Origin of the sequence: Pseudomonas rustica (genome assembly GCF_049959085.1) — a bacterium.
Classification (GTDB): Bacteria; Pseudomonadota; Gammaproteobacteria; order Pseudomonadales; family Pseudomonadaceae; genus Aquipseudomonas; species Aquipseudomonas rustica.
Genome location: NZ_CP188200.1, coordinates 346,450 through 361,244, shown reverse-complemented (window position 1 = coordinate 361,244; position 14,795 = coordinate 346,450). Strand labels below are relative to the sequence as shown.

The 14,795-nt window shown below is 57.2% G+C and carries 10 protein-coding genes and 2 rRNA genes; 4 read left to right on the top strand and 8 right to left on the bottom strand.

Going from position 1 to position 14,795, the window contains the following annotated elements:
- Positions 1-4 precede the first annotated feature (4 nt).
- Positions 5-649 carry a carbonate dehydratase gene (gene can, locus ACP3TY_RS01745; protein WP_053123831.1) on the bottom strand — a complete coding sequence of 215 codons (645 nt, stop codon included), beginning with the start codon at positions 647-649 and terminating at the stop codon, positions 5-7.
- A 141-nt stretch (positions 650-790) separates the two neighbouring features.
- Between can and ACP3TY_RS01740 the strand changes: the two genes are divergently transcribed.
- The gene (locus ACP3TY_RS01740) at positions 791-1,195 is read left to right on the top strand and encodes a hypothetical protein (RefSeq protein WP_053123832.1); all 405 of its coding nucleotides are present in this window, start codon (positions 791-793) and stop codon (positions 1,193-1,195) included.
- A 143-nt stretch (positions 1,196-1,338) separates the two neighbouring features.
- Here the strand turns inward: ACP3TY_RS01740 and rimI are convergent, their stop codons facing one another.
- A complete protein-coding gene (rimI, locus tag ACP3TY_RS01735) occupies positions 1,339-1,791 on the bottom strand; it encodes a ribosomal protein S18-alanine N-acetyltransferase (RefSeq protein ID WP_053123834.1) in 453 nt (150 codons plus the stop codon).
- Positions 1,784-2,530, bottom strand: a complete 747-nt coding sequence (locus ACP3TY_RS01730) for an energy transducer TonB (RefSeq protein WP_212545608.1) — start codon at positions 2,528-2,530, stop codon at positions 1,784-1,786. The genes rimI and ACP3TY_RS01730 overlap by 8 nt, the downstream gene beginning before the upstream one ends.
- A gap of 219 nt (positions 2,531-2,749) precedes the next feature.
- Between ACP3TY_RS01730 and mksB the strand changes: the two genes are divergently transcribed.
- Genes mksB through mksF form a run of 3 tightly spaced genes read left to right on the top strand, consistent with a single transcriptional unit; the run spans position 2,750 to position 7,555 of the window.
- The gene (gene mksB / locus ACP3TY_RS01725; protein WP_426619137.1) at positions 2,750-4,027 is read left to right on the top strand and encodes an Mks condensin complex protein MksB; all 1,278 of its coding nucleotides are present in this window, start codon (positions 2,750-2,752) and stop codon (positions 4,025-4,027) included.
- Positions 4,017-4,718 (top strand): Mks condensin complex protein MksE, encoded by a 702-nt coding sequence (gene mksE, locus ACP3TY_RS01720; RefSeq protein ID WP_034156067.1) that lies wholly within the window; start codon positions 4,017-4,019, stop codon positions 4,716-4,718. The genes mksB and mksE overlap by 11 nt, the downstream gene beginning before the upstream one ends.
- Positions 4,715-7,555, top strand: a complete 2,841-nt coding sequence (mksF, locus tag ACP3TY_RS01715) for an Mks condensin complex protein MksF (RefSeq protein ID WP_426619136.1) — start codon at positions 4,715-4,717, stop codon at positions 7,553-7,555. Before mksE ends, mksF begins: the two co-directional genes overlap by 4 nt.
- Positions 7,556-7,738: 183 nt before the next feature.
- Here mksF and ACP3TY_RS01710 read toward each other — a convergent pair whose 3' ends face one another.
- From ACP3TY_RS01710 to ACP3TY_RS01690, 5 genes are all read right to left on the bottom strand, one after another.
- On the bottom strand, positions 7,739-10,042 hold the full coding sequence (locus ACP3TY_RS01710) for an intermembrane transport protein PqiB (RefSeq protein ID WP_159815604.1): 2,304 nt from the start codon (positions 10,040-10,042) through the stop codon (positions 7,739-7,741).
- A complete protein-coding gene (locus ACP3TY_RS01705) occupies positions 10,035-10,658 on the bottom strand; it encodes a paraquat-inducible protein A (RefSeq protein ID WP_426619135.1) in 624 nt (207 codons plus the stop codon). Before ACP3TY_RS01705 ends, ACP3TY_RS01710 begins: the two co-directional genes overlap by 8 nt.
- Positions 10,645-11,304 carry a paraquat-inducible protein A gene (locus ACP3TY_RS01700; protein WP_426619134.1) on the bottom strand — a complete coding sequence of 220 codons (660 nt, stop codon included), beginning with the start codon at positions 11,302-11,304 and terminating at the stop codon, positions 10,645-10,647. Before ACP3TY_RS01700 ends, ACP3TY_RS01705 begins: the two co-directional genes overlap by 14 nt.
- A 148-nt stretch (positions 11,305-11,452) precedes the next feature.
- Positions 11,453-11,568 (bottom strand): 5S ribosomal RNA (rrf, locus tag ACP3TY_RS01695).
- A 156-nt stretch (positions 11,569-11,724) separates the two neighbouring features.
- Positions 11,725-14,618: ribosomal RNA gene (locus tag ACP3TY_RS01690) — 23S ribosomal RNA — on the bottom strand.
- Positions 14,619-14,795: the final 177 nt, after the last annotated feature.

Sequence of the window (14,795 nt, the reverse complement as noted above, 5' to 3'; positions counted from 1 at the left end):
CTGATTACGGCGCGCCGACCGGACGCAAACGGTATTGCGGCGGCAATTGCTCGAAACCACTGATGGTGGTGTTGAGACTTTTCCAGCGGCCATCCTTGATGCCATAGATGCAGCCGTGGATCGACAGGCTCTGCCCACGATGCCAGGCGTTCTGGATGATGCTGGTGTGGGCGACGTTGGCCACTTGCTGGATTACGTTGAGTTCGCACATCCGATCGACCTGTTCTTCTTCGGTCGGCAACTTGGCCAGTTCTTCGCGTTTTTCGTAGTACAGATCGCGAATCGAACGCAGCCAGCCGTCGATCAGGCCGAACTGGCGATCCTGCATCGAGGCGCGCACACCGCCGCAACCGTAGTGGCCAGTGACCAGAATGTGCTTAACCTTGAGCACATCCACCGCGTACTGAATCACCGACAGACAATTGAGGTCGGTGTGCAGCACCACGTTGGCGACGTTGCGGTGAACGAACAGATCGCCCGGCAACATGCCGACGATTTCGTTGGCCGGCACGCGCGCGTCGGAACAGCCGATCCACAGATACTCCGGCGTTTGCTGGCGGGCCAGTTTGGCGAAGAAATCCGGGTCTTCCTTGGTGATCGCGTCAGCCCAACGCTCGTTGTTATCAATCAGGTCTTGTAAGTCATGCATGCTGTAAGGCCTCAAGAAAGATGCGCTGGTATGACAGTCGACCGCCCGTCGGGGTCACGCTTGAGCCGAAAGTGATTTCGTTGGAATTCTCGTGTGCCCGGTGAGTCCACCTTAGTAAGGCCCACAGTATGAGGAATTGCCATGACTGATTCACGACGCCCTTACGATGCGGTACAGCCGGAGCCCATCGATGATAACGAAGACCGCATGGGTTCGGTGCATGAGCTGGATTTCGATGAAGACGAGCCGAGCGCGAAGATCGGTGATGAGATTCCCGAGCGTGAACGCGAGCAGTTGATGCCCAATGAACGCGTGCGTGAAGCCGGGATGACTGGCGCCTCGGTTGCCGACCATGAGCCGACCGACGATGACATGAGCCCGGAAACGCTGATTCATGAAGACGGTGCGCGGGATGCCGAAGAGGCCGGGGAAGGCAATCAGGCGGATTGGGATTTGAGCATTGTCGATGAGGATGACATTGGCGGTGGAAACGGGCTGGATGAGGCGGAACTGGCGCGGCGTGATCCGATGGATGGCAAGCGCTGACAGACCCGATCCCCTGTAGGAGCTGCCAAAGGCTGCGATCTTTTGATCTTTTTGCATGATCCGGAACAAGATCAAAAGATCGCAGCCTTCGGCAACTCCTACAGGGGGATGTTGTATCCGCAGGAGCAGAATGAGTCAGGGGGTCAGTCAACCAAAGTGCAGGCCATGACCACGGCATCTTCACGCCCGCCCACCGCCGGATAATAATCCCGACGCCGGCCAATTTCATTGAAGCCATAACGCTCATACAACCGGAACGCCGCCGTATTACTGTCGCGCACTTCGAGAAAACACTCCCGAGCCTCAGCCGCATACGCTCGCGACATCAGATGCTCCAGCAATGTCAGCCCCAACCCTCGCCCCTGACTCTCCGGTTTCACGGTGATATTGAGCAGATGCGCTTCATCGAGAATGATCTGCACCACACCATGCCCGACCTGTTGCTCACCTTCGAACATCAGCCAGATCTGGTATTTGCCCAAGCCGTCGAGAAAAATCCCGCGTGTCCACGGATGGCTGTACGCGGCGAATTCAATCTTCAGCACAGCGTCCAGATCCGCCTCGATCATCGGGCGGAACGATACAGCGTCACTCATTCGATTCTTTCCAGCGCGCCATCAGCCGACGCATGGCTTGCCACACAGCGGCTTTGCGCTGTGGCTCTTCCATTAACAATTCCAGACCGGGAATGGCCCAGGCTGAGCCCAGACCTTCGATCTGCAATTCACGATTGAATGCTTCAGCGTCCGCCTCACCGGCAAAACGCACCGCCGGCAGGCCGATCAGCCACAGGCAGGCGCAGGGTGCGGATTCCATTTGTACCGAAAGGAAACCCTGCACAAAGTCGCGCGCCGCATCCGGGCCCTGATCCATGGTGCCGCGATTGAGCCACGGCCAACGCACTGGCTCGCCGACAATTTGCGGCGCATCCGGCAGACCGGCGGCACGCAGCATGTCTTTGAGCAATAAATAAGCAGGATCACGGCTCTGGAACGGCTCGCCTGTGGGTAACTCGACCAGCAGCAGGCAACGCCCGGCCCGCAATAATTGCAGGGCGAAACGCGGCGGCGGCACCGGTGCGGGCTTGGCGACGACTGGCGTGTCGTCGGCCTCTTCCACCGGTTTGGCGTTGGTTCGCGTGCTCGCCAGCGACGGGCGCGGCACTTCGATCTTCGGCCGTTCGCTCGGGCGCGCAACAGGCTGCACCGGCGCTTCGGCCTGAGGCGCGGGCACCAGCGGCGCTTCTACCTCGGGCTCGGGCATGTCCAGCAGCTCGGGGCGCGAGGGCGCGGCGAAGGGCAATTCGGTGCGCGGCAGCCAATTGACCACCTGCATGGCGTTCAAATAGGCGCGGCGGCGGGACTCGATTAGCAAAGGGTCGGCCACTTGTGGATAACTGAAGTGGGCTGATTCTACCGCCCTTCGTCCAAGATCGCCCGTTGTTGATCAATCACTTGACCGAAAGAAAAACAACAGCCTGTCCCTGGATTGAATCGTATCGGCTGCGATGCAGTACAATCGCCGCTTTTCATTGCCAACCAGCCGGGCATTCCGATGATCGAACCCAAGCGCGTCTTGCGCGCCCTCGCTGAACACTGGGCGCTTCTGGAGCCTTTGTGTGAGCACTTCGACCAAGGCACATTGAGCCTCAACGAACTGCGCACGCAACTGGCCGCCCAACAACTGGACAGCACGCCGCAGGACATTACCAGCCTGCTCGACGTGTGGATTCGCCTCGATATTCTGGTGCCGGTGGCGAAAAGCCCGAACCGGTTCGAGCTCAATGCGCAGATTCACGACTTCCTCGCTTACCTGCGTCGTGAACACCGTTTGGGCCTGTGCCTGGAAATCGAAGCCTATTTGCGTCACCTCGAACGCCTGGCCGGTTACATTCAGGATGCGTTCGACGTTCGCGACGGTCACGACCTCGCCCGTCAGTTGCGTTTGCTCGACATGCGCGTGCGCGATGTTCTGAAGAAACTCGACAACGACGAACAAGCGCTGGTGGCGGTGGCAGAACGCGCCAAGACCAGTGACCGGCAGATTCCGCTGCGTCAGCGTTACGCCGAAGTACTGGCGACGTGGGACGAATACGTCGAGCCGATGATCGATCTGGTGAACGCCGACGGCGCCTTCGAACAAGGCGTGCGCAAGGTTGAAACCGTGCTGCTGAAAATGCTCAGCGAGCAACAGCGCCTCGGCCATCTGGTTGACGATGACATGCTGCTGCGCACCCACGCGCGCATCCTCGAAATGCAGACCAGCGCTCAGTTGACTCTGCGGCATGCCCGCGAACTGTTGCTGCCGCTGCGTGAAGAAGCCCGCCGGCACAACGCCGTGACCCGTGGCGCCGCGCTCGCACTGGCGGCGATCCGCCGTAAAGGCATCGACGCCGTGCCGCAAGCCGCGATGCCGATGTTCACTCGCCCGCAAAGCACCTTCCTCGGCAGCGCCAGTCAGGTCGAAGCCTACGTGTACGCGTTGGCGCGTTTCGAACCGAAACCGGCCCGCTTCCCGAAAGCGCACAAAACCCAGAAAGGCGATGCGCCACGTGCCCCGCGCACCGTGCGCGAGATGGTCGACCGTTGCGAAGAATCGCTGCCGATGCCGGATCTGATGACCTGGCTGCTCGAGCAGGAACCGGACGGCGCCACCGACGAATTGCTCTACTGGTTCTCGCGCCTGTCGCGGGAAAAACGCTTTACCCGCGAACGTCTGGAACGCCGCGAATACCACACTCATGAGCACCAGGTCAGCCTGCGCTCCTTCGCCCTGCTCTCGGCCCGCGACAGTGCCGCCGAGGATTCTGCGAGCATCCCCAATGCATCTTGATCTCTCCGAACTGTCCCAACTGGCACCGATCTTCCGCGAGCTGTTCAAGGGTTACCACGTCAGCCGCCGCGACCCGGAACTGTACGCGCAACTGTCGAACTTCCAGGATCAATACCGCACACTGTTTAAGGCGCTGGGTTTTGAACTGGTCTGCGACACCCGTGGTTTCTACTACTTTGTGCCGGACATGGCCGCTGCGGCGGTGAACAAGACGGCGCAGCGTCTGGCGCTGTTCACCTTCATCCTCGTCGAGCATCTGGCCGATCAGGGCCGCGACCCGATCGCCGTGCTCGATGGCGGCAGCCTCGGCCGCGAAGAACTGCCGTCGCTGCTGGAGAAGTACCGCGACCTGTTTATTCAAGCCGAAGTGCAGACCGTCGAAGAGCTCGAAGAAAAGATCATGCGCCGCATGACTCAACTCGGTTTCGCCGGTGAAGAAAACGGTGTGTACCGCTTCCTGCCACCGATGCACCGTTTCCTCGACGTGTGCCTGTCGGTGCAGCAAGACCGCGATCTGGCGGCCAGCGTGCACAGCGTATTGCCGCTGCCAGCGCCGGTGCTGATCGACGAAGCGGCCGAAGCCAAATTCCTCGAAACCGACGATCCGCTTGATCTAACCGAGTTCGATGAAGAAAGCGAAGAAGACGCACTGGCCCGCGCCATTGCCGAAGAACAGGAGTCCGACGCATGAGCCAGGAACGCTACGGCATCCGCCGCTTTGCCCTATTGAACACTGCCGGTTACAGCCTCGGCCTGTTCCCGCTGGAAGAACCGCTGTCGGTTTACGGCGCGAACAACCTCGGTAAATCGGCGTCGATCAACGCCTTGCAGTTCCCGATTTTGGCGCGCATGTCGGACATGAGTTTCGGCAAGTACAGCCTCGAACAATCGCGGCGCTTCTACTTCGCTTCCGACACCAGCTACATCCTTGTCGAAGTGAACCTGCCACACGGCCCGCACGTGATCGGCGTGGTCGGTCGCGGCCCGGGCGGTGGTTTCGGTCACCAGTTCTTCGCCTACGCCGGCAAGCTCGATCTGGCGCATTACCAAAAGAACGACACCTGCCTGCGTCAGAAAGAGCTGTTCAGCAACCTTGAGAAAGAAGGCCTGAAAGCCTACGAACTCAAGCCCGATGAGCTGCGTCGTTTGCTGGTGGGCGGTCACACGTCTATTCCTTTGGATCTGACCCTGATCCCGCTGCGCTCCACCAGCGAGCAAAGCCTGAAGACTTTCCGCGCGCTGTTCATCAACCTGCTGCACATGCGCGAAATTACAGCGGCCAAGTTGAAGCAGTTGTTCCTCGATGCCTTCGAACACAGCCTGCGTTCCGGCAGTGTCGATTACATCGCCGCGTGCGAAGAAGCCTTCCGCGACGTGCGTCGCATGGAACAGGACTACAACTCGCTGGTCGCTGCCGGCCCGTTGGTTGAAGCCCTGGCCAACGGCGTGAAACAGCGCGACGTGCTGCGCGGCAAGCTGCATCGGCTGTCGCCGCTGCTCGATTCGTTGCTCGGTACTTGGTCGGATTACGCCAGTGCGCGCAAGGAAGAGCTGACCATCCAGGCCGACCACTACCGTGGCGAGCAGGACAGTCTGCAAAACAATCAGCGCGGCGGTACCCAGGAACTGATGCGTCTGGAGCGGGAAATTTCCGGCATCCAGCGTTGGCTCGGCGAGCTGTCGGTACTGAAGAATCGCTTTGCTTTGGTCGATGACGTCAAAGTGCTGGAGCAACAATTGCTCGCGGCCAAAGACGCCCACGACGAACTCGCCGGCGCCTTGGCGCAATCGCGTCAGTTCAGTGCAGAAGATCTCGAAGAACGCCTGCGCGATCTGGAAAAACGCCTGAAGTCGGTGAAGCAGCAACTCGATCACGCCGACAACAACAGCTATGCACGTCTGCGCGAAGAATTTTCGCAACCCGACGTCGAACGGTTGATGCGTCTGTTCAACAGCGCACTGTTCAGCCTGCCGCTGGGCGAACACGGCATTACCCTCGACGAGGGTGGCGAATGGGTCAAATCGGTTGAGCTGATCCTTGATGGCTTCAAGGGTGAACGCTTCGAAGTGCCGGGCCTGTCGATAGACCTCTCGCACATTGAGCCACCGGCGCTGCAAGCACTGGCCGACCGTGCCGCGTTGCGCGACCAGAAAGAACGTCTGGACAAAGAGCTGAAACAGCTCAAGACCCAGCAGGCCGTTGCCGCTGACCGCTCGGCGAGCAAGACCCAGACCGAAGCGCTGTACCAGCAAGTGCTGGACGCGCAAAAGGCGCTGGAAGATTTCCGTCGCACCCAGACCTTGAGCGCTGAAGAAGGCGACAAGCTCGAGCAACTGGCGCAGATGGAAGGCGCGCAGGACGAACTCAAGCGTTCCAGCGATGCCTTCACCGAGCGCGTCCAGCAACTGTCGGCCAAGCTGCAACTGGTCGGCCGCCAGATCGCCGATATGGAAGCCAAGCAACGCACGCTCGACGATGCATTGCGCCGTCGTCAGTTGCTGCCGGCGGATCTGCCGTTCGGTACGCCGTTCATGGATCCGGTCGACGATTCGATGGACAACCTGCTACCGCTGCTCAACGACTATCAGGACAGCTGGCAAGGCTTGCTCCGTGCTGACGGTCAGATCGAAGCGCTGTACGCGCAAGTGCGCCTCAAAGGTGTGGCCAAGTTCGACAGCGAAGACGACATGGAGCGCCGTTTGTCGCTGCTGATCAACGCTTACGCGCACCGTACCGATGAAGCACTGACGCTGGGCAAGGCCCGTCGCGCGGCGGTTACCGACATTGCTCGAACCCTGCGCAACATTCGCAGCGACTACGACAGCCTCGAGCACCAGTTGGCGCTGTTCAACCGCGAGATCAACAAGCGTCAGGTCTCCAACCTGCAGAGCTTCCGCATCGTCCTCGCGCCGAACAAGGAAGCCCTGAAGCACATCGACCAGATCATCCACAGCGCCGGTCAGTACGAAGAAGGCGAAACCCTGTCGGTGTTCGACCTCAGCCAAAGCGCCGAGCAAGACAACAAGAACGAAGAGGCCAAGGAATATCTGGCGCGGTTGGTGGCAGCGAACCACAACCAACTCGGGCTCAAGGACTTGTTCGAACTGGCGTTCGAGATCACCAAGGTCAACGGCCAGCCGGTGATCCACACCGACATCGATGGCGCGGCGTCCAACGGCACGACCATGACCATCAAGGCGCTGACCAACATGTACTTGTTGCTGCACTTGATGGATCGCGATCAGGCCGGCCGCGTGCGTCTGCCGTACTACCTCGACGAGGCGGCGGACATCGATGAGAAGAACCAGGCCGCACTGCTGGAAACCAGCCTGCAACTGGGTTTCGTGCCGATTCTGGCGAGCGTGAAGCCGCAGGTCTGCGCGAGTGTCGCGATCGACCTGGAAGGCGGCAGCGGCCCGGCGGGGATCTACATTGATGAGGCGGACTGGAAGTACATCCGTCGCCATGATGTGGTGAAGGCCACGGTGAATGTTGAAGCGGATGAACCGGAGCTGGATGCGGTTTGATCGGCGTTAACTGAAGATAAAAAAAGGGCCGCGATCTGCTGGGATCGCGGCCCTTTTTTATGGCTTGGGGTTTGTGCTGAATTGGCTGGCCCTATCGCGAGCAGGCTCACTCCTACAGTTGGAATGCGTTCCCCTGTAGGAGTGAGCCTGCTCGCGATGGCCCCACTTCAAACACCGCAGAATTTATTTACCGAGCGAAATCTTCGGCGCCCACGTCAGCCACTCATCTTCAAACTTGTCGAACAACGGGAACGTCTGCTCCGCCCGAGCCTGACCGCCCATCCGCTCACCCTCCGGCGTAGCGAAGGCAATCCCGCCCTGAATCGCTGTCTCCAGCGATTCGGTGCGCACCGTCAGCCCGTTGAACAAACCGATATCAAACCCGACACCGCTGGTGTTCCAGAAGCGGCTGCCACTGCGTACGAGCGGCGCGTATTTCGGCTCGATCAGAATGTGCACCAATACGCGATCAGCGGTCTGACCCAGTTCATAACCGGTGACTTTACCCACGGTAATTTCACGGTAAGTCACCGGCACACCCGGCTTCAACGAACCACGGCGAGCAGCGCTCAAGACCAGACTCAGACCCGCCTCTTGTTTGGTGACTTCCGGCGCCGTGGCCAGTGCAACGAAGTTCTTCTGCGGCCCAAGATTCTTCGCCGCTGGCTGCACTTCGATGTACTTGCCGGTCACCAGGGTTTCCAAATTTTCTGTCTTGATCAGGCCGAGCTCAGGCTTGACCACCCAGAACTGACTGCCAACCCGGGCAATCTTCTCCGGCACTTCCGTGATGCGCGCGGTGAGGATGACCGATTGCAAGTCGTCAGTCAGATCGACGCTTTCAATCTTGCCGACATCCAGCCCTTTGAAACGAACCGGCGTGCCGCTGCTGAGACCGTCGGCGCGATCGACTTTGATCGTTACTACGCTGCCTTTTTTACTGGCGTCGTCATGATTGGCAAACAGACGGAAACGCGGAATGCGTTTCTGCAGCGGCGCCTTGGCCTGCGGTGTTTCGAAGGCGATACCGCCGGCCATCAGGGTTTGCAGGGATTCACTCTTGACCTGAATGCCGCCGGTCAGCCCGCCAGTCAACGTGACACCGCTGACATTCCAGAACCGCGTCGAAGCGTTGACCAGGTTTTCGTATTCCTTCTCGATGTGCACGCCGACGATGATTTGTTTGCGCGTCTTGGAGAATTGGTAGCTCTGTACCGAACCGACCTTGACCTGCTTGTACAAGATCGGACTGCCGACATCGATCGAACCCAGCGTGTCGGTGAACAGCACCAGGTGCAGACCCGGCGAACGCAGATCCAGCGGTGGCGCTTTCGGACGTGCTTCGAACTCACGTTTCGGGGCGGCACCTTTGTCACCCGGACGCACGGCGATGTAGTTACCTTTCACCAGCGCTTCGAGACCCGTGATGCCGGCCAGCGAGATCGACGGTTTGACCACCCAGAACTGAGTGCCCTCCACCAGATAATCTTCGGCCAACGGATCGAGGGTCAGCTCGGCGGTGGCGCTGTTCAGATCGGCATCGACTTTCAATGCTTTCAGGTTGCCGACCTGAATGCCTTTGTACATCACTGGCGTACGGCCAGCCTGCAGGCCTTCGAAGTCGCTGAGTTTGACCTTCACACGAATACCGGCAGCGGCAGCGTCGAAGTCCTCGTAGAGACGGAATGGCAGGCTCGGATCGGTTGGCGGACTGTCCTTGCGATTCTCCGGTGTGGCGAACGCGATACCGCCGGCGACGATGCTGGCCAGCGATTCGCTGCGCACTTTGACCCCGGACAGGTTCGCGTCGATGCTGATGCCGCTGGCGTTCCAGAAACGCGTGTGTTTGCGCACCAGTTTGGCGTAGGTCGGTTCGATGAACACTTTGAGTTCAACGGTGCTTTGGTCTTCCGACAGCACATAGCTTTTGACCTGACCGACCTTGATCTGCTTGTAGAACACCGGGCTGCCACGGCTCAACGAACCGAGACGATCAGCCTTGATGGTCAAGTGCAGACCAGGTTTGGCGTCGGACAGCGGCGGCTCTTCGGCCAGCGCCTTGAACTTGCGCGCGGGCTCGCCTTCGCCGGGACTGATAGCGACGTAGTTACCTGAGACCAACGTCTCCAGACCAGTGATGCCGGCCAGAGTTACGCTCGGTTTGACCAGCCAGAAACGCGTGCTGGTCTTGAGGTATTGCTCGACGTCCTTGTTCATCTCGACGGTGGCGATGACGCCTTTGGAGTTGCCCTCGTCGTCGAGCTTCAGCGTTTTGACCTTACCGACCGACATGCCCTTGTACATGATCTCGGTCTTGTTGGCCTGGATGCCTTCGCCGCTTTCAAAGCGAATCTGGATCTCGATGCCGGTTTCGGAATAGGCACGCCAGCCGAGCCAGCCACCGATGATCAGCGCGATCAGAGGCAGTACCCAAATGGCAGACCAGTTCGAGGCCGGTCGGGTTTTCGCTACGGGCAAATCAGTCATGGTCGTCGTCCGACTCCGTGTTATCCCAAATCAGTCGGGGATCAAAAGTTACTGCGGCAAGCATCGTCAGAATCACCACACTGGCGAAGGCGATGGCGCCAAGATTGGCTTCGACACTGGCTAAGCGGCCGAAATTGACGACCGCCACCAGAATGGCGATCACAAAAATATCGAGCATCGACCAGCGGCCAATGAACTCGATGAAGCGGTACATCCAGATGCGCTGCCGCGCCGACAACGGTTGTTTGCGTTGTACTGAAAACAACAGCAGTGCGATGCCCACCAGTTTGAAAGTCGGCACCAGAATACTGGCGATGAACACTACGGCAGCAATCGGAATCATGCCGTGCTGCACCAACTGGATCACGCCGGACATGATCGTGCTTGGGTCACCTTGACCCAAAGAACTGACAGTCATGATCGGCAATACGTTGGCCGGTATATAGATAATCGCCGCCGTGATCAGCAGGGCCCAAGTACGGGTGAGGCTGTTCGGCCGGCGCGCGTGAACCAATGCACCGCAGCGGGTGCAGGTTTGTTCATCGTTCTCCGCTTCCTGCCGGTTCAACTCATGGCATTCGGTGCACGTCAGAATGCCTGCATCAATCGCCCGCATGAGCATCTTCCCCTGATAACGCCTGCCAGATCTGGTGCGGCGACATCACCACTTCCAGCCAGACCTGAACCAGCAACAAGCCGATAAAACACGCCAGGCCAAGGCCGACGGTGATGGCGGCCATGTCCGCCAGTTTGACGATCGCCACCAGTACGCCCATGAGGTAAACCTCGAGCATCCCCCAGTCTTTGAGGTGGTGGTAAATGCGGTAGAGCAACAAGCCATAGCTGCGACCGATATCGAAACGGATTGTCAGCAGCACAAACAATTGGCACAGCAACTTGAGCAGCGGAATGGCCATGCTGCACAGGAACACAACAATCGATACGCCTTGCATGCCGGTATTGAAGAGACCGAGCACGCCGCTCCAGACCGTATCATCCGAAGACTGCCCGAGTAGATTGAGCTGCATGATCGGCAAAAAGTTCGCTGGTATGTACAGCAGCAGTGCCGCAATCACCAGGGCAAGGCTGCGCTGCACCACGTTATGGCGATGGGCGTACAACTCGTATCCGCAGCGGGGGCAGAGGGCTTTCTCGCCGTGGGCGAGTGTTGGCTTGCGCACCAGCAGGTCGCACTCGTGACAGGCCACCAAGTCTTCCAGCGGTAGATCTGACAGCCCGGGGGCGTCAACCGACTCTGACATAAAGGCTCTGGCTCCAAAAAAGGTGGGGCTATTCTAGTGTTCTGGTTCGAAAATAACTGTGCAAATTTGTTCGATGAACCGTGCAAAAACTTTCCTGCGGGCAAAACAAAACCCCAACTGCTTTCGCAATTGGGGTTTCGGAATTTAATCTTGACGATGACCTACTCTCACATGGGGAAACCCCACACTACCATCGGCGATGCATCGTTTCACTGCTGAGTTCGGGATGGGATCAGGTGGTTCCAACGCTCTATGGTCGTCAAGAAATTCGGGTACTGAGTCGTGACCAGATGGCCTCGCTTCAGCAAATTGGGTATGTGACAGCTTTCGGTGTTTGTGAACATCGAACTTTCGGTTCGTTTCGTCTTCACACACCGCAATCTGATGCTCTTTCGAGTAGTCAAATTGCTTGGGTGTTATATGGTCAAGCCTCACGGGCAATTAGTATTGGTTAGCTCAACGCCTCACAGCGCTTACACACCCAACCTATCAACGTCGTAGTCTTCGACGGCCCTTCAGGGAACTCAAGGTTCCAGTGAGATCTCATCTTGAGGCTAGTTTCCCGCTTAGATGCTTTCAGCGGTTATCTATTCCGAACATAGCTACCCGGCAATGCCACTGGCGTGACAACCGGAACACCAGAGGTTCGTCCACTCCGGTCCTCTCGTACTAGGAGCAGCCCCTCTCAAATCTCAAACGTCCACGGCAGATAGGGACCGAACTGTCTCACGACGTTCTAAACCCAGCTCGCGTACCACTTTAAATGGCGAACAGCCATACCCTTGGGACCGGCTTCAGCCCCAGGATGTGATGAGCCGACATCGAGGTGCCAAACACCGCCGTCGATATGAACTCTTGGGCGGTATCAGCCTGTTATCCCCGGAGTACCTTTTATCCGTTGAGCGATGGCCCTTCCATACAGAACCACCGGATCACTAAGACCTACTTTCGTACCTGCTCGACGTGTCTGTCTCGCAGTCAAGCGCGCTTTTGCCTTTATACTCTACGACCGATTTCCGACCGGTCTGAGCGCACCTTCGTACTCCTCCGTTACTCTTTAGGAGGAGACCGCCCCAGTCAAACTACCCACCATACACTGTCCTCGATCCGGATAACGGACCTGAGTTAGAACCTCAAAGTTGCCAGGGTGGTATTTCAAGGTTGGCTCCACGCGAACTGGCGTCCACGCTTCAAAGCCTCCCACCTATCCTACACAAGCAAATTCAAAGTCCAGTGCAAAGCTATAGTAAAGGTTCACGGGGTCTTTCCGTCTAGCCGCGGATACACTGCATCTTCACAGCGATTTCAATTTCACTGAGTCTCGGGTGGAGACAGCGCCGCCATCGTTACGCCATTCGTGCAGGTCGGAACTTACCCGACAAGGAATTTCGCTACCTTAGGACCGTTATAGTTACGGCCGCCGTTTACCGGGGCTTCGATCAAGAGCTTCGCGTTAGCTAACCCCATCAATTAACCTTCCGGCACCGGGCAGGCGTCACACCCTATACGTCCACTTTCGTGTTTGCAGAGTGCTGTGTTTTTAATAAACAGTCGCAGCGGCCTGGTATCTTCGACCGGCATGAGCTTACGGAGCAAGTCCTTCACCCTCACCGGCGCACCTTCTCCCGAAGTTACGGTGCCATTTTGCCTAGTTCCTTCACCCGAGTTCTCTCAAGCGCCTTGGTATTCTCTACCCAACCACCTGTGTCGGTTTGGGGTACGGTTCCTGGTTACCTGAAGCTTAGAAGCTTTTCTTGGAAGCATGGCATCAACCACTTCGTGTTCTAAAAGAACACTCGTCATCAGCTCTCGGCCTTAAGATCCCGGATTTACCTAAGATCTCAGCCTACCACCTTAAACTTGGACAACCAACGCCAAGCTGGCCTAGCCTTCTCCGTCCCTCCATCGCAATAACCAGAAGTACAGGAATATTAACCTGTTTTCCATCGACTACGCTTTTCAGCCTCGCCTTAGGGACCGACTAACCCTGCGTCGATTAACGTTGCGCAGGAAACCTTGGTCTTTCGGCGTGGGTGTTTTTCACACCCATTGTCGTTACTCATGTCAGCATTCGCACTTCTGATACCTCCAGCAAGCTTCTCAACTCACCTTCACAGGCTTACAGAACGCTCCTCTACCGCATCATCCGAAGATGATACCCGTAGCTTCGGTGTATGGTTTGAGCCCCGTTACATCTTCCGCGCAGGCCGACTCGACTAGTGAGCTATTACGCTTTCTTTAAAGGGTGGCTGCTTCTAAGCCAACCTCCTAGCTGTCTAAGCCTTCCCACATCGTTTCCCACTTAACCATAACTTTGGGACCTTAGCTGACGGTCTGGGTTGTTTCCCTTTTCACGACGGACGTTAGCACCCGCCGTGTGTCTCCCATGCTCGGCACTTGTAGGTATTCGGAGTTTGCATCGGTTTGGTAAGTCGGGATGACCCCCTAGCCGAAACAGTGCTCTACCCCCTACAGTGATACATGAGGCGCTACCTAAATAGCTTTCGAGGAGAACCAGCTATCTCCGAGCTTGATTAGCCTTTCACTCCGATCCACAGGTCATCCGCTAACTTTTCAACGGTAGTCGGTTCGGTCCTCCAGTTAGTGTTACCCAACCTTCAACCTGCCCATGGATAGATCGCCCGGTTTCGGGTCTATTCCCAGCGACTAGACGCCCTATTAAGACTCGCTTTCGCTACGCCTCCCCTATTCGGTTAAGCTCGCCACTGAAAATAAGTCGCTGACCCATTATACAAAAGGTACGCAGTCACAGAACAAAGTCTGCTCCCACTGCTTGTACGCATACGGTTTCAGGATCTATTTCACTCCCCTCTCCGGGGTTCTTTTCGCCTTTCCCTCACGGTACTAGTTCACTATCGGTCAGTCAGTAGTATTTAGCCTTGGAGGATGGTCCCCCCATATTCAGACAAAGTTTCTCGTGCTCCGTCCTACTCGATTTCATGACTAAGAGATTTTCGCGTACAGGGCTATCACCCACTATGGCCGCACTTTCCAGAGCGTTCCGCTAATCTCAAAGCCACTTAAGGGCTAGTCCCCGTTCGCTCGCCACTACTAAGGGAATCTCGGTTGATTTCTTTTCCTCAGGGTACTTAGATGTTTCAGTTCCCCTGGTTCGCCTCTTGCACCTATGTATTCAGTACAAGATAACCATCTTATGATGGCTGGGTTCCCCCATTCAGACATCTCCGGATCAAAGTCTGTTTGCCGACTCCCCGAAGCTTTTCGCAGGCTACCACGTCTTTCATCGCCTCTGACTGCCAAGGCATCCACCGTATGCGCTTCTTCACTTGACCATATAACCCCAAGCAATCTGGTTATACTGTGAAGACGACATTCGCCGAAAATTCGAATTTCTCAATTAAGAGAACTCACAAATTTTACCTTAGCCTGATCCGTTACCAGTGAAAGTAACGTTCAGTCTATCTTTCTATCACATACCCAAATTTTTAAAGAACGATCTAATCAAAAGA